Here is a 19,683-nt window from a genome sequence, read left to right on the forward strand (position 1 = left end):
GTGGCCGGACCCGACACCCGGCCCGGACACGGGCCTTTCCGGAGCGCGCATCCCCATGGAAACCGTCTTCACCCGCATCCTGGCCGGCGAGATCCCGGCCGCCATCGTCCATCGCGGCGCCCGCGTCTTCGCCTTCATGGACGCCGGTCAGCTGAACCCGGGCCACGTGCTGGTGGCTCCCTGCGAGCCCTACGCCACCCTGCTCGACATGGACGAGGACCTGGCGGCCGAGCTGATGCGCCTGGCCCATCGCGTGGCGCGCGCCGTGCAGGACGCCTTCCGGCCGGAAGGCCTGACGCTGCTGCAGGCCAACCGCCCGGCCGGCTGGCAGACCGTGCCGCACGCCCACATCCACGTGCTGCCGCGCTACGAGAACGACGGCGTGGGCCTGGTCTGGCCGCGCAAGGACCCGGGCATCGAGGTGCTGCGGGAATATGCCGCGCGCATCCGGCTGCCTTGAATCCGGCACGCTCGACGGCATGCCCGATCCGATATTTTCGGCTTGAATGAACGGGGCCTCCGGGCCCCGTTTTTCATTGTGCGCTGCAATATTAAGGGTAAGCCATAACTGCGGTTTTCCCTTAAGCAATAACCCTTATTTTATTGCATCGCATCATTCAACGTTAAAGCATATTTTCCCGTCGAATCAACGGGATGCGCATCCCTGCCCGCAAGGCCGGGCGGGGCCGGATTTTGCCCGCGTGAGGCCCGGGGTGCGCATCTCCCGCCTGCGTAAGTTCTGCGTAAGTTTCAAATTTTACTAATAGCATCACGCAGAAATCCGGCCCTCGGAAAATCCAGTCCGCGATTTCCTGCAAGGATAAAAACAAAGCTGTTCCGCCTAAAAAGAAATCGCGGGGTTTTGCTGGAATGACTGTGTTTCAGCCGGGCGCATCCGGTGCCCGGGGCCACTCGACAGGAGACAAACCAATGAAGGACAAAAAGACTTTGGGCCAAGCCATGCAGACGCAAGTCAAGCGCCGTTCCGTGCTGAAGGCCGGCGCGGCGGGCGTGGCCGGCGGCATGCTGCTGCCCGGCACCGCCCGGGTTGCGCTGGCCGACGACAAGAAGCCTCTGGGCGCATGGCCCGCCGGCGCCGAAGGCGACTCCGTGTTCGTCGGCCTGACCGTCGACCTGACCGGCCCCTATTCGGCCCAGGGCGCGGAGCAGAAGAACGGCTACGAGCTGGCCGCCGAGCAGATCAACGCCGGGGCGCCCCAGGTCCAGAAGATCTCTCCGCTCATCAAGAAGGGCGTGCTGGGCAAGAAGCTGGTGCTGGGATCGGCCGACGCCGAAACCAAGCCCAACACCGGCGTGCAGGCGGCCACCCGCTTCATCCACGACAACAAGGCCATGATGATCGCCGGCAGCACCAGCAGCGCGGTGGCCATCGCCCTGCAGAAGGTCTGCAACCGCGAGCACACGCCGTACTTCACGGCCATCTCCGGCTCCAACGAAACGACCGGCGTGGACTGCCAGCGCTACGGCTTCCGCCTGTGCTATTTCGCCTACATGGCCTGCAAGGCCATCGCGCCCGTGGTCGCCAAGGAACTCGGCAAGGACCGCAAGGCCGCCTACCTGACGCCGGACTACACCTACGGCCACACCACCACCCAGTCGATGAAGGAATTCACCGAGAAGGAGGGCTGGAAGACGGTCACCAACCAGGTCCACCCGCTGGGCGCCAAGGACTACAGCTCCTACCTCATCAACATCGCCAACACGGACGCCAACGTCCTGGTGGTGGTGGCCTACGGCGCGGACGCCGCCAACGCCATCAAGCAGGCCAAGCAGTTCGGCCTGCTCGACAAGATGAAGATCGTCATCCCCTACATGTCCGCCTACCTGGAAAAGGAAGTCGGCGCCGACGTCATGCAGGGCGTCTACGCCGCCCAGGGCTTCTGGTGGACCCTGGAGGACCACAACCCGGTCGCCAAGGACTTCGTCGAGGCCTACGAGAAGAAGTTCGGCAGCAAGCCGCGGGATTCGGCCATGTACGCCTATCTGGCCCTGGTCCTGTGGGCGGACGCCGTGGAACGCGCCAAGAGCCTCTATCCGATCGACGTGGTCAAGGCCCTGGAGGCCGGCGAACTGCGCGACAGTCCGGTGGGCAAGGTCACGTTCCGCCCCGAGGACCACCAGGGCATCGTCGACTTCCCGATCCTGCGCGGCAAGAAGCCTGCCGACATGAAGAATCCGGAGGACTTCTTCGAGGTCGTCCAGGTCGTCAGCGGCAAGGACGTCCTGCCTCCGCTGGGTCTGCTGGGCTGCAAGATGGGCGATTACGCCTAAGCGGGGGTTTCCGGCCGTTTCCCCGCTTCCGGGGAATGGCCGGAAACGCGTTCCGGGACTCTCACAGGAGGCAACTCGATGCCGAGCATGTCTTTGTTTCTCTCGCAGCTGTTCAACGGGCTGGCCACCGGCCTGTTGCTGGCGCTCATCAGTACCGGCCTGACCATCATCTACGGCACGCTCGGTGTCATCAATTTCGCCCACGGCGCCCTGTTCGTCGTGGGGGGCTACGCGGGGTACACGGTCTATGGCCTGACGGACTCCTTCGTGCTGGCGGTCGCCGGGGGCGCGGCCGTCGCGCTGGCCTGCGGGCTGATCATGGAACGCGGCCTGATGCGCAAGTACTACAGCCGGCCGCCCGAGGACCAGATCCTGGTCACCTTCGGCATCAGCATCATCCTGGTGGAAATCGTGCGCGGCCTCTACGGCGGCGTCAGCCTGTCGGTCACGCCGCCCGAATGGGGCCAGGGGATCGCCCACCTGGGCTCCCTGATCTATCCGCTGTACCGCCTGGAAACCCTGGGCATCGCGGCGGCCACGCTGCTGCTGCTGTATTTCGTGCTGTACCGCACCAGCCTGGGGCTGATCGTGCGCGCCGGCATCGAGGACGCGCAGATGGTCAACGCGCTGGGCATCAACGTCAAGCGCACCTTCCTGCTGGTGTTCGGCATCGGCGCCATGGCCGCCGGCTTCGCCGGGGTGATCAATTCGCCCATCGTCGCCCTGACGCCGGACATGGGATTCCGCTATCTGGTCGAATCCTTCGTGGTGGTGGTGATCGGCGGGGTGGGCTCGTTCCCCGGGGCGATCATCGGCGGCATCATCGCGGGTGAAATCCTCAGCCTGACCGCCATGATCAATCCGCAGTATTCCGACGTGATGCTGTTCATCGCCATGGCGCTGGTGCTGATCTTCCGCCCGCAGGGCCTCATGGGACAGGAGGGACGTGAATGAACTCGGCTCAATCGACAACGGCGACCGCCGACAACGCCGGGACCGCGACGCGGCGGCCGGTCGCGCACAACACGGGAGGCGCCATGCGCAGACAACTTCCGGAAATGCTGGTGGGGGCGGGCCTGCTGGTGGCTCCTTTCGTCCTGCCGGCCCTGGGCATGAGCCCGGACCTGCTCACCCGCATCCTGATCTGGGGCCTGTTCGGGCTGGGCTTCGACCTGCTGTTCGGCTACACCGGCCTGCTGTCCTTCGGCCAGGCGGCCTTCTACGGCACGGGCGGCTTCGTCACGGCGTATCTGCTGACCGACGGGGTGGTGCCCAACATGCTGCTGGCGCTGGTCATCGGCACGGTGGCGGCCGCCGTCATGGGCCTGATCATCGGCTATCTCACCCTGCGGCGCACCGGCATCTACTTCGCCATGAGCACGCTGGCCTTCGGCGAGATGTTCTACTTCATGGAGAACTCGGTCTTCAAGGACTACACCGGGGGCGAGAACGGCATCGCCGGCGTGCCGCCGCCGGAACTGTCCCTGGGCTTCATCAACATCCACATCTCCAGCGGCTGGTCCATGTACTGGTTCGTGGCGGTGATCTTCTTCCTGGGATACCTGATCGCCCGCCGCATCGTGCGCTCGCCGTTCGGCGCCGTGCTCAAGGCCATCCAGGGCAATCCCAAGCGCGCCACGGCGCTGGGGCACTCGATCCAGACCTACAAGCTGATCGTCTTCGTGGTCGCCGCCGCGTACGGCGGGCTGGCCGGCGGCCTGCTGGGCCTGTTCCAGTCCTACATGCCGCCCGACGCCTTCGCGCTGGACACCTCGGCCCAGCTGGTCATCCAGACCGTGATGGGCGGGGCCGGTACGCTGCTGGGTCCGCTGCTGGGCGCCACCATCTGGCTCTACCTGTATGAAGGCCTGCAGCAGGTCGGCAGCCTGGGGCCCTACTGGAAACTGATCCTGGGCATCGTCTTCGTCGTGCTGGTGACGGTGTTCCGCCACGGGGTGGCGGGCGCGCTGATCAGCCTGTTCCGCCGCCGCAGCAGCCTGCCGTCGGACATCGACGACGCGGCCGGCACGCGGGTGGCCGGCGCCCTGGACATCGTGCCGCCCCTGGCCACCACCCGCCCCGGCGCGCCGGTGCTGGAGGCGCGCGGCGTCAGCAAGCACTACGGCGGCCTGAAGGCCAACTCCGACATCGACTTCACCCTGCGCGAGGGCGAGCTGCACGGCGTGATCGGCCCCAACGGCGCCGGCAAGTCCACCTTCTTCGCCATGCTGGCGGGCGAGCTGCCGACGACCACGGGCAAGGTCTTCTTCCGCGGCCAGGAAATCACCGGCATCGGCGTGACCTCGGTCTGCCAGCTGGGCATGAGCAAGAGCTACCAGATCAACCAGCTCTTCGAGCACCTGACCGTGCGCCAGAACGTCATGATCCCGGTCCTGGCGCGGCTGCGCGGGCGCTTCCGCGGCGACCTGCTGAGCGGCCTGCATTCCGACCAGCTGGATTCCCAGGTCAATGCGGCCATCGCCCTGGTGGACCTCACCCACCATGCCGACACGCAGGTCTCCGAAATGTCCTACGGCGAGAAGCGCCGCCTGGAAATCGGCCTGGCGCTGGCCACGGGCGCCAACGTGCTGCTGTTCGACGAACCCCTGGCCGGCCTCGGACCCGAGGAGCGGGTGCTGGTGGTGTCGCTGCTCAAGTCGATCCGCCAGGGCCGCAGCATGGTGATCGTCGAGCACGACATGGACGCGATGTTCGAGCTGGCCGAACGCATCACGGTACTGTACGAAGGCCGCAAACTGACCGAGGGCACGCCGGACGAGATCCGCAGGGATCCTTCGGTCCAGGCGGCCTACCTTGGAGGGATGGACGATGAGTCTGCTTGAAGTCGACAAGATCAACAGCTATTACGGTGATTCGCACATCCTCTTCGACGTCTCGATGCGGATCGAGGAGCACGAGGTCGTGGCCCTGCTGGGGCGCAACGGGGCCGGCAAGAGCACCACGATGAAATCCCTGATGGGCATGGTGGACGTGAAGTCCGGGGCGATCCGCCACCGCGGCGTGGAGATCCAGCACCTGCCGCCCTACAGCCGCGCGGCGCTGGGCATTCAGCTGGTGCCCGAGGAACGCCGCGTGTTCGGCTCGATCTCGGTGCAGGAAAACCTGCAGCTCGCGGCCATGACGGCGCCCAAGCCGCGCACCCTGGACGAGATCTACGCGACCTTCCCGCGCCTGGCCGAACGCAAGCGCAACCGCGGCAAGCAGCTCTCCGGAGGCGAGCAGCAGATGCTGGCGATCGCGCGGGCCATGATCCGCAACGCCGACATCATCCTGCTGGACGAGCCCTTCGAGGGCCTCGCCCCGCTGATCGTGCGCGATCTGATCTCCGTGTGCCGCCAACTGGCGGACGCCGGCCAGACCATCGTGATCGTGGAACAGAACGTACGTGCCGCGCTGTCGCTCGCCGACCGCGCCTACATCGTCAACAACGGCCATGTGGTGTACGAGGGTACGCCCAAGGACCTGCACGAAAACGGTGAGATCATCGAACGCTATCTCGGCGTCAAGGCCTGACCGTATCATCCGTGCCCGGTCCAGCGGGCGATTGCCGGGTTCCGCGCTTTGCGCGGACCCGGATTTTTTTCTTTTTGGGGTGTGCCGGCCGGGCGGCTGGCCACCAGCGGGCCCGACCGCATCAGGACGGCAGGCGGATGGGGCGGATCCGGAACGCCCTGGGGGTCATCGCGGTGGCGTCCTTGAAGACCCGCGCGAAATGGCTCTGGTCGCTGAAACCGAGCGCGCCCGCGATGTCCGCGAGGCCGAGGTCGGTTTCGCGCAGCAGGAGCTTGGCGGAATCGACCTTGGCCCGCAGCGCGAAGGCATGGGGCGTGCAGCCGAACCGGTCGAGGAACGCTCGGCGCAGGCCCTGTTCCGCGAACGCATCGTCGTAGACGAACCTGCCGTTGACGTAGAGGTTGGGCAGATTGCGGGTGATGTCCCGCGCGATCTGTTCGGCCCGCCGGATGCAGTCCGATTCCTTGGCCTTCCGGCTTTCGACTTCGCGCAGCACCCGGTGCAGCAGGTAGCCGAGCGCGCTTTGCATGCCTGACCCCGGGTCGTGCGCGATGTCCGTCGCGACGGCGCAGGCGACGGGGTCGAAGAAAAGGGTGGATCGGGGGATCGAGTCCAGTGAAAACCGCCGGCCGCAGAATTCGAGGGTTTCGGTGTCAAAGGTCACGGTCATTGCATCGATCGTGTCGTTCCAGTGGGAAGCGGCCCGGGTGCCTTTGCGGATGAAGTGCACCAGCCCGAACTGGCCGGTGAGTTCAGTGGGTTGAGCGCCATCGAGGTGAATATGGGTGCTGGCCCGTGTTTTTCCGAGGATGAAAGACAAGGTCGGCGCGGTCACTTGCCGTTGCGCCATCCGGGATGCGGGGTATCTCCCTTTGGCAACGCGCAGCGGTCCGAGCCGCATGACCGATGTTTCAAAAACATAGGGGTCAAACATGTCGAGAGACTGCCTTGTTTCGATTTTCTCCATCGAGAAGGTCCCCGCTGAGTGTGTGATGGCCCTTGACTTGTTTCTCAATGTCAGATTGCCGGAAGAAAGTGAATCATGCCATTTTCATCATGATATTTCTTCACGAGCCTGATTCTGATCCAGGCCGCCGCCCGAAGGCGAATCGCGCCACGATCCAGGTTTGCGGCCTGGATCGTGGCGCGGGGTGAAGCGCGGAGCCCTAGCCCGGAAATTTCGTCAGGCGGGTAAAAAGGAATAGGCGATTCTTGCCCGAGGGCTTATGGTTATTGGTTCTCACGCCAAACAACCAAAAAGAATCGCCTATGCCGAATCGTACCACTGAAGAACTGAACTTTGGACGCCTTGGACGCCGCCATTTGCAGGCGAATTTCCAAGGCGGTGACCTCAGTTCCGACGGCGGGCTGATGCTGCTGCGAAGAATTGATGCGCGCACGGGCCTGTCGCGTATGGCGGCCAAGGCGCTGACGGATCGTCGAGCCGCGGGCCGGGTCCACCACCGCCTGCGCGATCTGCTGGCCCAGCGCCTGTACGGCCTGTGCTGCGGCTACGAAGATCTGAACGATCACGATACGCTGCGTGAGGACCTGCTGATGCAAACAGCCGTCGGACGGGATCGTCCCCTGGCCAGCTCACCCACGCTCAGCCGTCTGGAAACGGGTGCTACCCGCGCCGACGCCTGGGCGCTGCATGGGGTGCTCATCGAACACTTCATCGCCAGCTTCGCCACGCCGCCTGAGGAGCTGATTCTGGATGTGGATGCCTCGGATATCCCGTTGCACGGTGAGCAGGAGCTCAAGCAGTTCCATGCTTATTACGACCATCACTGCTACCTGCCGCTGTACGTGTTCTGCGGCCAGTCGATGCTGGCCTGCCTGCTGCGCCCCAGCCGCATTGACGGGGCCAGGCACGCGGCGGCGGTGCTGCGCTTGTTGGTGAACCGGCTGCGTCAGGCATGGCCCGAGGTCAGGATCATCATCCGTGGGGACTCGGGGTTCTGCCGCCAGCCGCTGATCCGCTGGTGTGAGCGCAGCGGCGTGCAGTACGTCATCGGCCTGGCACGCAATAAACGGCTTCAGGCGCGTGTCGGGCAGGCTGAGGAAATCCTCAAAGGCGATTACGCGCGCACTGGGAAAAAGCAACGTCTGGTCAGCGAGTTTACCTACGCGGCCGGGTCGTGGGATCGGCCCCGGCGCGTGCTGACCCGGCTCGAATACGGCGCCCAGGGCGTGAACCCGCGCTTCGTGGTCACCAACATCCGGGACGGCGATGCCATGCAACTGTACGATCAGCTGTACTGCGCTCGGGGCGAAGCCGAGAACCGCATCAAGGAGGCGCAGCTCGATCTGTTCGGCACACGTGCCAGTTGCCACCGGTTCGCCGCCAACCAGTTCCGGTTGTTGCTGGCGGCCCTGGCCTATACGCTCATGCAGCGCCTGCGCGAGACGGCCCTGCGAGGGACTGAACTGGAGCGTGCCAGCGCCGCCACGATCCGGGTACGCCTGCTGAAGATCGGTGCGGCCATCGTGCGCAATACCCGGCGGGTCCGCATCCTGCTGGCCTCACATCATCCGCTGCGCCATGTCTACGCGCACGCCGCGCGCGCCATGGCCCCGTAGCGCCGAGAAAGTGCTGCCCCGGCACGCTATAAAACAACGGGGGTAGGGGGAATTGCGCCTGCGGCACTGAAAAAACGCTTCCCATGCCGCCGATCCCCGCCGCCGCGTCGCCGGAGCAGCCTGACCACCCGAAAATCACTTCACCAGGCTTGCTGACGAAATGTCCAGGCTAGGGAGGAGGGGGAGAAAAGTATTGAATGGCCCGGGCGGATTTTTGAACACCGGGCCGCCGCACGGGAGTGTTACTCTATAGCCCGTTCCATTCCTTCCCCGATGTGTTCCCCATGTCCTCCCCTTCCGGTTCCGCGCCTGTCGCGGACGGCGGCATCCTCGAATATGTCGCTTCCAGCCAGCTGCCCACGCCTTGGGCCGTCTTCCGGATCCACGCCTTCGCCGAGCCCGCCACGGGCAAGGAGCACGTGGCCCTGACGCTGGGCGAGCCGTTCGGGGACGCGCCGGTGCTCGCGCGCATCCATTCCGAATGCCTGACGGGCGACGCCCTGTTCAGCCAGCGCTGCGATTGCGGCGCCCAGCTGGAAGCCGCCCTGCAGCGCATCGCGGAAGAGGGCCGCGGCATCCTCCTGTACCTGCGCCAGGAAGGCCGCGGCATCGGGCTGCTGAACAAGATCCGCGCCTACCAGCTGCAGGACGAGGGCGCCGACACGGTCGAGGCCAACGAGCGCCTGGGATTCCCGGCCGACATGCGCCGCTACGACCTGTGCCGGCCCATGCTGGACCATTTCGGCATCCGCAGCGTGCGCCTGATGACCAACAACCCGCGCAAGGAGCGCGTGCTGGGGGACCTGGGCATCGCGGTCGCCGAGCACATCCCGCTGCAGGTCAACCGCAATCCCTACAACGAGCAGTACCTGCGCACCAAGGCGCGCAAGCTGGGCCACCGGTTCAAGGAATACTTCGGCGAAGCCCCCTGAACGCCGGCGCCGCCTTCAGTTCAGGGATGCCCGGGCGAGCTCTGCCCGAACAATGATGTTGCCGTCAGGGGCATGGACCGGCCCGGGGACGGGCGTCATGGATAATACCGATGGTGGCCGGAATCGCCGCCATGTTAAAAACCGATAAGTTGCAGGTTCTTTTCAGCGGACTCCATCGTGACGACTGATCTACATCCACCCGCGCTCGTGTGATGTTTCCCCTGCTCAAGCCCCCAGTCCCTCTTTATGCACAGGCCCCCGGTCCTGACGTCGCCGCATTGTTTCCGCCCGAACACGCCGACCGTTCCCACATCCTGGCATTGATCCGGCTGGGGGACTATTCCCAGGATGCCTATCTGGCCACCGACACGCATGGCGCCATCGTCTACATGAACCGCAGCGCCGAGCGCCTGTTCGGCTACCGCAAGGGCGCGGCCATCGGGCTGCCCGTCGAAGACCTGCTGCCCGACGTGGGCGAAATCAATCTGCGGCTGCGCCAGCCCGGCATGCGCAACACCCTGCCGTGGCGCGGCCAGGGCCTGGACCGCCAGCGCCAGCCCCTGATGCTCACGGGCGCCGCCACGCACATCCCGTCGCCCACCGGCCACAGCCACCTGTACGTCATGCGTCCGCGCCGGGCGGGGCTGTCCGACGCCGACCGCCAGGCCGAGCTGGCCTCCCTGGTCTACCGCAGCACCAGCGAGGGCATGCTGGTGCTGGACCCCAAAGGCTTCATCCTGGACGTCAACCCCGCCTTCGTGAAACTGCGCGGGCGCCCCGAATCCGAAGTCATCGGCCGGCACGTCCGCTGCCTGAATTCCCCCTGCCACGACCGGGAGTTCTACCGGGCCATGTGGCGCGCGGTGATGGAGACCGGCAGCTGGCAGGGCGAACACTGGGGCCAGCACGCCAACGGCGAGCTCTACCCCGAATGGCTCAGCATCAACACGTCCTACGGGGCGGACGACGAAGTCCACCGCCGGGTGATGATCTTCTCCAACATCGCCGAGATCAAGCAGGCCGAGGCCATCATCTGGAAGCAGGCCAATTTCGACCGCCTGACCGACCTGCCCAACCGGCAGATGTTCCACGACCGCCTGGAGCAGAGCATCCGCAAGTCCCGGCGCACCGGCAGCCGCACCGGCCTGCTGTTCCTGGACCTGGACCGCTTCAAGGAAATCAACGACACCCTGGGCCACGCCATGGGCGACGAACTGCTGAAGGAAGCCGCCCGGCGGCTCAGCGGCTGCGTGCGCCAGAGCGATACCGTGGCCCGGCTGGGCGGCGACGAGTTCACCGTCCTGCTGGACGACATCCGCGAGCCGCGCGACGTCGAGCGCCTGACCCGCAACATCCTGCGCCGGCTGGCCGAGCCCTTCCGCCTGGGCGTCGAGACCGTCTTCATCTCCACCAGCATCGGCATCACCTTCTACCCGGACGACGCCGCCGACGCCGAATCGCTGCTGAACAACGCCGACCAGGCCATGTACGCCGCCAAGGCCGAAGGCCGCAACCGCAGCTGCTATTTCACGCTGTCGATGCAGGAGCAGGCCCAGACCCGCATGCGGCTGGTCAACGACCTGCACCTGGCGCTGGGCCAGAACCAGTTCTCGCTGGACTTCCAGCCCATCGTCGATCTCGCCAGCGGCCGCATCACCAAGGCCGAGACCCTGCTGCGCTGGCATCATCCGGTGCGCGGGCTGGTGTCGCCCAACGAATTCATCCCCCTGGCCGAGGAAACCGGCATCATCCGCTCCATCGGCGACTGGGTCTTCTGCGAGGCCACCCGCCAGGTCGCCGAATGGCGCCGCGTGTACGGGCTGGACATGCAGGTCAGCGTCAACATCTCCCCCGCGCAACTGCGCCACGAGGGGCTGGACCACGTGTTCTGGCGCAACCACCTCGACACCCTGGGCCTGTCGGCACGCCAGGTCATCATCGAAATCACCGAGGGCCTGCTGATCGATTCCGGCGACGAACGCATCCAGCGCCAGCTGGACGCCTTCCGCGACGCCGGCATGCAGGTCGCGCTCGACGACTTCGGCACCGGCTATTCCTCGCTGTCCTACCTGCGCAAGTTCAACATCGATTTCCTCAAGATCGACCAGTCCTTCGTGGCCAACCTCACCCCCGACGGCCCCGACCTCGCCCTGTGCGAGGCCGTCATCCTGCTGGCGCACAAGCTGGGCCTGCGGGTGGTGGCCGAAGGCATCGAATCGCGCGAGCAATACGAGCTGCTGGCCGCCGCCGGCTGCGACTACGGCCAGGGCTACCTGTTCGCGCGGCCGCTGGCGCCCATCGACTTCGAGCCGCTGCTGGCCAACGGCACCGACCTGCGGCCGGGCGTGCATTCCGCGTTCTGACGTTCTGACGTTCTGAATTCCGGCCGTCCGGCGTTCCTCGGCTCCGCTGCGTTCGGCGGCCGGGCGCGTCTGGCGGACCGTCGCTTTTGCCGGCCGGCTCCCGGCCTCAATCGCCCTGCATGCCGGCCGCCTGGTTGCGCGGTCCGCCGGCGGCCGGGCCGTTCCGCGCATTTTGCAGGCACTCGGGCGTGGCGGGCAGCACGGCCCAGTGCAGGTCGATCACCGGTCCCTTGGGGCCGGACCAGGGCACCTCGTCCACGCCTTTCCACGGCGCCGCGTCCACCAGCGCCCGCACGGCGGGGACCGGCACGGCGCGCCCGCGTTCGCTGTAGGCGACCAGCGCGCCGCAGCGCAGGGCCGTCCCCGGAGCGAACCAGGGGGATTGTTCGTCGCTGGCGTCGATCCAGACCCGGGTCTCGGGGCCGACGTGCACGGCGATGTTGCCGCCCAGCCAGGTGTTCGAGACCACCACGCGCAGCGGCCGCCCGGGCTGGTGCTCGCGCCAGTGCCGCAGCGCGTGCGCCGCCAGTTCCGGCCCGGGGTAGGTGGAGCGGGCGGCGTAGCCCGTCATCTGCGCGATCGGCCCCCGGGCGGCGGCGTAGCCGACGGCCATCAGCACGTGCAGCGCGGCCGCCAGGATGAGGATGCGGCGCAGCTGCACCGCCTCGGGCCCGCGCAGCCAGCCCAGCCCGTAGAAGCCGAACAGCACGAAGAAGGTGCTGGCCCAGGACGCCTCCAGCCGCGAGCCCAGCGCCACCGAGACCAGCACCGTGCTGAGAAAGGGCGCCAGGCCGACCCACAGCAGGAACTGCCGGTCCCCGGCGGCCAGCTCGCGCCAGTAGCGCGGGGCGGTGACCGCCGCCGCGAAACGTTCGTCGTTGGCCGCGTGGCCCGGCGCCCGGTCGCCGTGGCGCCTGCGCCAGAAGGTCCAGGCGATCAGGATCAGCGCCATGGGCGTCAGGCGCCCGGCCTGATCCAGGGTGAAGTCCAGCAGGTCCTTCAGGGCGGCCAGCCGCCCTCCCGCCCGCAGCGAGGCGTCGGCGTAGCGCAGCGGCTCGAAGTGGTGCTGTTCCAGCCACCACAGGTGCGGGCCGAGCACGGCGAGGAAGGCCAGCGCGGCGACGCCGATGCCGCCCCAGGTGGCCGGGCGGCGCAGCGCGCCGCTGCGCAGCGCGTAGAGGAAGAAGGCGGCGAACTGGATCAGGGCGCTGTACTTGGTCAGCATGGCCAGGCCGCCGACGGCGCCCAGCAGCGCCCAGTCGCGCAGCCGGCCGCCGCGCAGCGCCCGGTGGCACAGCCAGATCGAGGCGGTGATCGACCAGAGCTGCGCCGTGTTGTGGTTGTAGATCGTGCCGCGCAGCGAGAAGTAGGCGGTCGCCGAGACCAGCAGGGTGGCGATCAGCGCCCGATGGGGCGTGGTGATCTCGCGGCCCAGCAGCCACACGAACCACAGCCCCAGCGCCGAGAACACCTGCCCCATCAGGAAGGGCAGCCACACGGGCCGGCCCAGGAGTTCCGTGGCCAGGTGCATGAACCAGGAGGGCAGGGGCGGGTGCTTGGTGTAGCCCAGTTCCAGGCTGGCGGCCCAGACGAGTTCTTCCATGCCGTCCAGGTCGGGCGCCGAATGGCTGAGGGCGCACAGCACCGTCCACAGCGCCACCATGCAGAGCAGGCACAGCAGCACCAGCGCGGCGCCGGGCGGACGGGCGAGCAGGGGGATCTTCGGGGGGGCGGCCGGCAGCATGGCGGGGAGTATACCGGGCGGAACGGCGGGGCGAAACAGTCCGCAATGGCTCGAAATGGTCCGGAATAATGCATGCCGGTACGGAATAATGCGTATGGCCGCACCGCCGGGTCGGACAGCGCGGCGCGCGCGGGGCCGCATGGTACTATCCGCAGAGACGTCCGCCGGGGGTGACGGGCGTCCGATCCGATCCTTTCCCGCAGGTTTTCCATGACGACCGAAGTCCCCATCATCCGCGCCCGTTCGGGGTCCAAATTCATCAGCCCGCAAGGCACCAAGGCCGTCAAGGACGGCATGCGTCCCAGCGAGCTCACCGAGATTCCCGATTCCGCGCCCAAGCCCGCGTGGCTGCGGGTGCGCATTCCTTCGGGCCAGCGCTACCAGGAAGTCCGCGAGATCGTCGAGACGCACAAGCTGAACACGGTCTGCGCCGAATCCAAATGCCCCAACATCGCCGAATGCTGGGGACGGGGCACGGCCACCCTGATGCTGATGGGCTCGGTCTGTACGCGCGCCTGCAAGTTCTGCGCCGTCAGCACCGGCAATCCCCACGGCTGGCTGGATCACGGCGAGCCCGCCAGCGTGGCCGACGCGGTGGCGCTGATGCAGCTCAAGTACGTGGTGCTCACCTCCGTCGACCGGGACGATCTTCTGGATGGCGGGGCGGGCCACTATGCCGCCTGTATCCGCGCCATCCACGAGCGCTCGCCCAAGACCGCGGTCGAGGCCCTGACGCCCGACTTCCGCGGCGACCACGGCTGCGTGGAAAAGATCCTGGACGCCGGCCTCACCACCTTCGCCCAGAACGTGGAAACCGTCGAGCGCCTCACCCACGAGGTGCGCGACGCGCGCGCCGGCTACCGCCAGACGCTGGACGTGCTGGCCCACGCCAAGGCCTACGCCCCCCAGACCCTGACCAAGACCAGCATCATGCTGGGCCTGGGCGAGACCGACGAGGAAATCGAGCAGGCGATGGACGACATCCGCGCCGCCAACGTCGACATCCTGACCTTCGGCCAGTACATGCGCCCCACGGCCAACCACCTGCCGGTACGCCGCTTCGTCACGCCCGAGCAGTTCCGCGCCTACCGCGACCTGGGCCTGTCCAAGGGCTTCCGCGAAGTCGTGTCCGGCGCGCTGGTGCGCTCCAGCTACCGCGCCGAACAGGTCCTGGAAAGGGACAACGTCGGCCTCTGAGCGGCGCGCCGGGGGTCCTCCAGCCGATGGAGGGCCTTCGGTCCGGGACCTTCCGGCCGGGATTCCCGGTCCGGGGTCTTCATTTCCGAATCTTCATTCGGGGATCTTCATTCGGGGATCTTCATTCGGGGATTCCCGTTCCGGGGTCTTCATTCCGGGATCGCCGCGTCTCCGGCCTGTTCCCGGGTCAGGCGTTCCAGGATGTCGGCCAGCTCGCGGCAGGCGGGGCCGGGGAATTCCGGCCGTGCGAACACCCGGTACAGCGTGGCGTAGCGGTGGCGTCCCTCGGCCAGCGGCAGGGGCCGCAGCCGGCCGTCGGCCAGCTCGTCGCGGATGCGCAGTTCGGGATACCAGGCGAAGCCCAGGCCGGCGCAGGCGGCGCGGATGGAGCCGGACAGATGGCTGAAGGTCCAGCGCTGCTCGGCGTCCAGCCAGCCGGCGTCCTGGCGCCGCGTCCCCGAATCCCGCACCACCAGCTGCCGGTGCCGGCGCAGGTCGGCCCATGCCACCGGCCTGCCCAGGGCGTGCAGCGGATGATCGGGCGCGGCGGCCGCCACGAAGCGGACCCGCAGCAGCGGCTCGCCGCTGAAGCCCTGCGGGATGCGGGGCGTGACGGCCAGGTCGGCCTCGCGGCGCACCAGGGCTTCGTCGGTGCCGCTGAGGACGGTTTCCAGCACCTCGATCCGGGTCGAGCCGCAGTCCGCACTGAATGCGGCCAAGGCCCGCAGCAGCAGCCATTCGGGAAACAGCGCATCCACCGCCAGGCGCAGCAGCGATTCGCGGCCGGCGGCCAGCTCCCGCGCCGACGATTCCAGACTGCGGGCATGGTCCACCAGCAGGCGGGCGCGCTGCAGGAGGACCTGTCCGGCGGGGGTGGGCACGGCGCGCCGGCCTTCCGTGCGGAACACCCGCAGGCCCAGCTGGTCTTCGAGCCGCTGGATGGAATAGCTGACGGCGGACTGGCTCTTGCCGAGGAATTCGGCCGCCTGCGCATAGCCGCCCTGGTCCACCACGGCCAGCAGGGCCTGCCACCAGGCGAGCGGGATGATCTCGTTCATATCTAATTTATAGATAAAAACACGCTGGATTATACGGTTGTTGATCTAATTATACGATCCCATAATGACGGCATCCCTTCATTGGAGCCGATTCATGTCCCATCGAGCCATCACCCGGATTCTCCCCGCCCAGCCCACCCAGGACGGCGCCGGCGTGCGCCTGCTGCGCGCGCTGGGGCAGCAGCGGCAATGCCGCATGGACCCCTTCCTGATGCTGGACGCCTTTTCCTCCGACGACCCGGACGACTACATCGCCGGCTTTCCGCCCCATCCGCATCGCGGCTTCGAGACCGTGACCTACATCGTCGACGGCCACATGCGCCACCGCGATCACCTGGGCAACGAAGGCGACCTGAAAGCCGGCGGCGTGCAGTGGATGACCGCCGGGCGCGGCATCATCCACGAGGAAATGCCGCAGCAGGAAAACGGCCTGCTGCGCGGCTTCCAGATCTGGCTGAACCTGCCCGCGGCCGACAAGATGCGGCCCGCCCACTACCGCGACATCCCGGCCGGGTCCATCGCCACGGCGGGGCTGCCCGAAGGCGGCTTCATCAAGCTGATCGCCGGCACGATTCCCTGGGCCACCTGCCCCTTGCAGGGACCGGGCGAGGGGCATCCCGCGACCCAGCCGCTGATCGCCGACATCCGCGTCATGCCCGGGCAGTTCGTGGACATTCCCGTCCCGGCGACCCATCAGGCGCTGCTGTACGTGTTCGAGGGCCGGCTGGCGGCGGGCGACCGCGCGGTCGAAGCCGGCCATACCGTCTGGTACGACAACCGGGGCGAGACTCTGCACGTCGCGGCCGCGCCCGGCTCGGACGAGGGCGTGCGCGTGCTGCTGCTGGCCGGCAAGCCGCTGAACGAGCCCATCGCCCAGTACGGCCCCTTCGTCATGAACACCGCCGAGGAAATCGAGCAGGCCCTGCGCGACTATCGGGACGGCGTGCTGGCGCAGTAATCCGGGTCCGGGCGGCAGCCGGGGTCCGGCTCCGGGTTTGCGGGGCCGGCTCTGGGGTTCAGGCCCGGGGCTCAGGCTCGGGCTCGGACTCAGGCCCGGGGCTCAGGCGCGGACTCGGGCCCGGGACTCGGGCTCGCGGCTCGGGTCCGGAAGCCGGGGCTGGGATTCAGCCCCCGGATTCAGGGCTGCGGGATTCAGCTCCCGGATTCAGTCGTCCCAGCCGCGGCCGCGATGGCCGCGGTCGCGCTTCCAGCTTTCCTTGCGGTACTGGTACTGCTGCGCGTGGCGGTCGTAGTGGCCGCGGTCCACCCAGCCCTGGCGGTAGCCGGGGCCGGGCACGTACACGGGCTGGGGCACCACGACCACGCGCGGCCGGTGATGGTAGTAGCGCGGCGGCGGAGGCGGCGGATAGTAGGCCGGGCCGCCCCAGATGAAGCCGGGGATGCCAATGGAGATGCCGACGTCCACGTCGCCTGCATGGGCGGCCGGTCCCGCCATCAGCGCGCCGGCGAGCAGGGCCGCCGCAACGATGCCTTTCTTCATGTGATTGTCCTGCGGATCGAGTTGCCTCATTGTGGCGCGCCGGGGCCTCCGGAATGTGGAGGCCCGGCGCACAGTCGCTTCAAAAAGCTACCGGCGTCCGGCTTTTGCGGCCGCGCTGGAACAACTCCACACGTTTGTTGCGCGCCGGATGCCCGGCCCGCAGGCGGCGCATCGCGGCGCGGCCGCCGTGGCCCGGTTCACGCCGCGTACTGGGCGAAAAACGCCAGCGTCCGTTCCCAGGCCAGCGCCGCCGAGGCCGGATGGTGGGCCTTCGTGCCTTCGCGCCCGAAGGCATGGCCGGCTTCCGGATAGACGTGGATCGGCAGGCCGGGCTGCGCCGCCCGGATCGTCTCCACGTCCGAAGCTGGAATCGAGCCGTCCTTGCCGCCGAAGTGCATCTGCACCGGGATGCGGGGCGTGTCGTGGGCGTGGCGCGCGATGCCCCCGCCATACCAGCAGGAGGCGGCGGCGAAGGTGTCGCTCAGGCAGGCGGTGCGCCAGGACAGGTAGCCGCCCCAGCAATAGCCCGTCACCAGGCGCGCCGCCTGGCCGTTCAGCGCGGCGGCGGCCGCCTCGATGTCCAGCAGGGCGTCCTCGTCGCGGATCGTCCGGCGCAGGGCCATGCCGCGGTCCCGGCCGGCATCGTCGTAGTCCAGCTGCAGGCCGGTGCCGACGCCCGGCGCCCGGTCGAACAGGGACGGGCAGATCGCCCGGTAGCCCTGGGCCGCGAAACGGTCCGCCATCTGGCGGATGTGTCCATTGATGCCGAAGATTTCCGGCAGCACGACGACGCCCGTGCGGGCGTCTTCCGGGCCGCACAGGTAGGCGGCGAACGAGTGGCCGTCGGCGGCCGTGAGCGTGATGTCCATGTTCGGGTTCCTTTCGGTGGAGGTGGGTTCTGCCGTCCGGGCCCTGACGCCCCGGACCTGCCGTCCTTATCCGCCCGCCGGCCCGGCGTCCGGGCGGGCGCGGCTGGATCGGGCCGGGCCGCCTCGGCGTGCGGGCCGGTCGCCCGGATGGTGCCGGGCGGGTTGCCGGCGGCCGTGTCAGGGACGGACGGGGCGCGGCACGCCGGCGTCTTCCAGACGCCGCAGGGGATCCTGCCGATAATACCGCACCAGCAGCGCATACCAGTCCGGCCAGGCCGCCGCCATGGCCCAGGGCTCGATGAAGAAACTTTCCGAGCTGACCGCGAAGAATTCCGCCGGGTCCTGCGCCGCGTAAGGGTCCAGCGGCAGTTCCGCGTACCAGCCGGCGGCCTCGTCGGATTCCGGATCCACGTCGGGCGGGATGAGGGCTTCGATCTCGTCCACCCAGTCGTTGAAATCGTCGAAGGTGCGCTCCAGCACCTCGCGCCAGTGGCGCGGGTCCAGGTCCCGGTGCGCGCGCAGCCCCGGCATGCCGTCCGCGCCCCCGTCGCGCTGGTCGAGCTTGTGGGCGAATTCGTGGATCACCACGTTCGCCTGCGCCTGCGTCCCGGCGCGCGCGTCTTCCCAGGAGAGGATCACCGGGCCGCCCTCCCAGGATTCGCCGGAGGTTTCCTGCACGTACTCGTGGACCACGCCGGCCTCGTCGGTTTCCGCGCGCGACACCAGGAAGCCGCCCGGATAGACCACGATCTGCGTCCAGCCCCGGTACAGCGAGGTGTCCAGCCCGAGGATCGGCAGGGCGGCCTGGACCGCGATCGAACGGCGCATGTCCGGCGTCACCCGCAGGCCGTGGGCGCCGTGGAAGGCCTTGTTCGCCAGGAGCCAGGCCGTGTGGCGGCGCAGGGTCTCGGTTTCCTGCTCGTTCAGGCCGCGCAGGAAGCCATGCCGCGCCAGCAGCGGCGGCCAGACGCGCGCGTTCAGGGACGCCAGGGCCTGCTCCAGTTCGCGTTCGCGGGCGTCGCGCCCCATCAGCCAGCGCAGCATGGCGGGGTCCTGGATGATGGGGCCGGCAGGGCGGGGGCAGTGTGGCGGAACGTCCTCATGGCCCCCGATTGTAATTTCATTATCCGAAAAATGCCTGTACAATAAGGAGTCCTGGGGCCGATTTGGCTTCGACGTGGGTCGCAAAACAGGATAGTGCATACCGAGCACCAGTACGCTCGTAAATCCACTGGAAAACTACAAACGCCAACGACGAGCGTTTCGCTCTGGCCGCTTAAGCGGTGAGCCGCTGCACCGACTTGTCCCTGGGTCGGGTGGGGTCAAACCCACAGCAGCGTCATTCACAGGGAATCGGGCTCGACCAGGTCGCTGGGTCGGGTCTTAAATCAGTGCGAATCGCCGAGGAAGGGCCTGTCGTCCGGCATGATCCAAGGTTAAAACTCAAAATAGGCCGACTAAGTATGTAGAGCTACTTGCGGAGGGCTTGCGGACGGGGGTTCAATTCCCCCCGGCTCCACCAAGTTACTGAATCCCAACCGGAAACCGGTTGGGATTTTTTTTGGCTGAAACGCCAATGTTGGCGCGGTTTCCGGGCATGGCCTCGCGAG

The 19,683-nt window shown here is 67.5% G+C and carries 16 protein-coding genes and 1 other RNA gene; 11 read left to right on the plus strand and 6 right to left on the minus strand.

Annotation, left to right across the window (positions count from 1 at the left end; translation table 11 throughout):
* Positions 1 to 55 precede the first annotated feature (55 nt).
* The 5 genes from BN940_RS05630 (at position 56) to BN940_RS05650 (ending at position 5,826) form a co-directional block, all read left to right on the plus strand.
* Positions 56 to 460 carry an HIT family protein gene (locus BN940_RS05630; protein ID WP_043681057.1) on the plus strand — a complete coding sequence of 135 codons (405 nt, stop codon included), beginning with the start codon at positions 56 to 58 and terminating at the stop codon, positions 458 to 460.
* A gap of 470 nt (positions 461 to 930) precedes the next feature.
* Positions 931 to 2,292 carry a substrate-binding protein gene (locus BN940_RS05635; protein WP_242404277.1) on the plus strand — a complete coding sequence of 454 codons (1,362 nt, stop codon included), beginning with the start codon at positions 931 to 933 and terminating at the stop codon, positions 2,290 to 2,292.
* An 87-nt stretch (positions 2,293 to 2,379) separates the two neighbouring features.
* On the plus strand, positions 2,380 to 3,246 hold the full coding sequence (locus tag BN940_RS05640; RefSeq protein ID WP_242404278.1) for a branched-chain amino acid ABC transporter permease: 867 nt from the start codon (positions 2,380 to 2,382) through the stop codon (positions 3,244 to 3,246).
* An 83-nt stretch (positions 3,247 to 3,329) separates the two neighbouring features.
* On the plus strand, positions 3,330 to 5,135 hold the full coding sequence (locus BN940_RS05645) for a branched-chain amino acid ABC transporter ATP-binding protein/permease (RefSeq protein WP_043686015.1): 1,806 nt from the start codon (positions 3,330 to 3,332) through the stop codon (positions 5,133 to 5,135).
* Positions 5,122 to 5,826, plus strand: a complete 705-nt coding sequence (locus BN940_RS05650) for an ABC transporter ATP-binding protein (RefSeq protein ID WP_043681063.1) — start codon at positions 5,122 to 5,124, stop codon at positions 5,824 to 5,826. Before BN940_RS05645 ends, BN940_RS05650 begins: the two co-directional genes overlap by 14 nt.
* Positions 5,827 to 5,947: 121 nt before the next feature.
* Here the strand turns inward: BN940_RS05650 and BN940_RS05655 are convergent, their stop codons facing one another.
* Positions 5,948 to 6,793 (minus strand): helix-turn-helix transcriptional regulator, encoded by an 846-nt coding sequence (locus BN940_RS05655; protein WP_084330533.1) that lies wholly within the window; start codon positions 6,791 to 6,793, stop codon positions 5,948 to 5,950.
* 302 nt (positions 6,794 to 7,095) lie between these two features.
* On the opposite strand from BN940_RS05655, the gene BN940_RS05660 reads away from it, so the two are divergent.
* The 3 genes from BN940_RS05660 (at position 7,096) to BN940_RS05670 (ending at position 11,704) form a co-directional block, all read left to right on the plus strand.
* The gene (locus BN940_RS05660) at positions 7,096 to 8,409 is read left to right on the plus strand and encodes an IS1380 family transposase (RefSeq protein WP_043680954.1); all 1,314 of its coding nucleotides are present in this window, start codon (positions 7,096 to 7,098) and stop codon (positions 8,407 to 8,409) included.
* 284 nt (positions 8,410 to 8,693) lie between these two features.
* The gene (gene ribA, locus BN940_RS05665) at positions 8,694 to 9,341 is read left to right on the plus strand and encodes a GTP cyclohydrolase II (protein WP_043681069.1); all 648 of its coding nucleotides are present in this window, start codon (positions 8,694 to 8,696) and stop codon (positions 9,339 to 9,341) included.
* A 278-nt stretch (positions 9,342 to 9,619) separates the two neighbouring features.
* Positions 9,620 to 11,704 carry a putative bifunctional diguanylate cyclase/phosphodiesterase gene (locus BN940_RS05670; protein WP_052355635.1) on the plus strand — a complete coding sequence of 695 codons (2,085 nt, stop codon included), beginning with the start codon at positions 9,620 to 9,622 and terminating at the stop codon, positions 11,702 to 11,704.
* Between the two features lie 106 nt (positions 11,705 to 11,810).
* On the opposite strand, the gene BN940_RS05675 is transcribed toward BN940_RS05670, so the two are convergent.
* Positions 11,811 to 13,448, minus strand: coding sequence for a glycosyltransferase family 39 protein (locus BN940_RS05675; protein WP_084330535.1), 1,638 nt, complete (start codon positions 13,446 to 13,448; stop codon positions 11,811 to 11,813).
* Positions 13,449 to 13,658: 210 nt separating this feature from the next.
* Between BN940_RS05675 and lipA the strand changes: the two genes are divergently transcribed.
* Positions 13,659 to 14,645 (plus strand): lipoyl synthase, encoded by a 987-nt coding sequence (gene lipA / locus BN940_RS05680; protein ID WP_043681075.1) that lies wholly within the window; start codon positions 13,659 to 13,661, stop codon positions 14,643 to 14,645.
* Between the two features lie 149 nt (positions 14,646 to 14,794).
* Here the strand turns inward: lipA and BN940_RS05685 are convergent, their stop codons facing one another.
* Positions 14,795 to 15,703, minus strand: a complete 909-nt coding sequence (locus BN940_RS05685) for a LysR family transcriptional regulator (RefSeq protein WP_052355636.1) — start codon at positions 15,701 to 15,703, stop codon at positions 14,795 to 14,797.
* Positions 15,704 to 15,797: 94 nt separating this feature from the next.
* Here BN940_RS05685 and BN940_RS05690 point away from each other — a divergent pair, with 94 nt between their 5' ends.
* A complete protein-coding gene (locus BN940_RS05690; protein ID WP_043681078.1) occupies positions 15,798 to 16,661 on the plus strand; it encodes a pirin family protein in 864 nt (287 codons plus the stop codon).
* Between the two features lie 207 nt (positions 16,662 to 16,868).
* Here BN940_RS05690 and BN940_RS05695 read toward each other — a convergent pair whose 3' ends face one another.
* The 3 genes from BN940_RS05695 to BN940_RS05705 all read right to left on the minus strand — a co-directional run bounded on the left by BN940_RS05695 (position 16,869) and on the right by BN940_RS05705 (position 19,117).
* Entirely contained in the window at positions 16,869 to 17,204 is a 336-nt protein-coding gene (locus BN940_RS05695; RefSeq protein WP_043681082.1) for a hypothetical protein, read from the minus strand.
* A 197-nt stretch (positions 17,205 to 17,401) separates the two neighbouring features.
* Positions 17,402 to 18,073, minus strand: coding sequence for a dienelactone hydrolase family protein (locus tag BN940_RS05700; RefSeq protein ID WP_043681085.1), 672 nt, complete (start codon positions 18,071 to 18,073; stop codon positions 17,402 to 17,404).
* Between the two features lie 177 nt (positions 18,074 to 18,250).
* Complete coding sequence (locus BN940_RS05705) at positions 18,251 to 19,117, minus strand: M90 family metallopeptidase (RefSeq protein ID WP_052355637.1); 867 nt, start codon at positions 19,115 to 19,117, stop codon at positions 18,251 to 18,253.
* Between the two features lie 113 nt (positions 19,118 to 19,230).
* Between BN940_RS05705 and ssrA the strand changes: the two genes are divergently transcribed.
* Positions 19,231 to 19,595: a transfer-messenger RNA gene (ssrA, locus tag BN940_RS18345) on the plus strand.
* The last annotated feature ends 88 nt before the right edge of the window (positions 19,596 to 19,683 follow it).

This window comes from Castellaniella defragrans 65Phen (assembly GCF_000612685.1).
In the GTDB taxonomy this organism is placed as follows: Bacteria; Pseudomonadota; Gammaproteobacteria; order Burkholderiales; family Burkholderiaceae_B; genus Castellaniella; species Castellaniella defragrans.

Coding starts and splice junctions, on each gene's coding strand:
- BN940_RS05630 (WP_043681057.1), top strand. CDS start 56: ATGGAAACCGTCTTCACCCGCATCCTGGCCGGCGAGATCCCGGCCGCC.
- BN940_RS05635 (WP_242404277.1), top strand. CDS start 931: ATGAAGGACAAAAAGACTTTGGGCCAAGCCATGCAGACGCAAGTCAAG.
- BN940_RS05640 (WP_242404278.1), top strand. CDS start 2,380: ATGTCTTTGTTTCTCTCGCAGCTGTTCAACGGGCTGGCCACCGGCCTG.
- BN940_RS05645 (WP_043686015.1), top strand. CDS start 3,330: ATGCGCAGACAACTTCCGGAAATGCTGGTGGGGGCGGGCCTGCTGGTG.
- BN940_RS05650 (WP_043681063.1), top strand. CDS start 5,122: ATGAGTCTGCTTGAAGTCGACAAGATCAACAGCTATTACGGTGATTCG.
- BN940_RS05655 (WP_084330533.1), bottom strand. CDS start 6,793: ATGGAGAAAATCGAAACAAGGCAGTCTCTCGACATGTTTGACCCCTAT.
- BN940_RS05660 (WP_043680954.1), top strand. CDS start 7,096: ATGCCGAATCGTACCACTGAAGAACTGAACTTTGGACGCCTTGGACGC.
- ribA (WP_043681069.1), top strand. CDS start 8,694: ATGTCCTCCCCTTCCGGTTCCGCGCCTGTCGCGGACGGCGGCATCCTC.
- BN940_RS05675 (WP_084330535.1), bottom strand. CDS start 13,448: ATGCTGCCGGCCGCCCCCCCGAAGATCCCCCTGCTCGCCCGTCCGCCC.
- lipA (WP_043681075.1), top strand. CDS start 13,659: ATGACGACCGAAGTCCCCATCATCCGCGCCCGTTCGGGGTCCAAATTC.
- BN940_RS05685 (WP_052355636.1), bottom strand. CDS start 15,703: ATGAACGAGATCATCCCGCTCGCCTGGTGGCAGGCCCTGCTGGCCGTG.
- BN940_RS05690 (WP_043681078.1), top strand. CDS start 15,798: ATGTCCCATCGAGCCATCACCCGGATTCTCCCCGCCCAGCCCACCCAG.
- BN940_RS05695 (WP_043681082.1), bottom strand. CDS start 17,204: ATGAAGAAAGGCATCGTTGCGGCGGCCCTGCTCGCCGGCGCGCTGATG.
- BN940_RS05700 (WP_043681085.1), bottom strand. CDS start 18,073: ATGGACATCACGCTCACGGCCGCCGACGGCCACTCGTTCGCCGCCTAC.
- BN940_RS05705 (WP_052355637.1), bottom strand. CDS start 19,117: ATGCTGCGCTGGCTGATGGGGCGCGACGCCCGCGAACGCGAACTGGAG.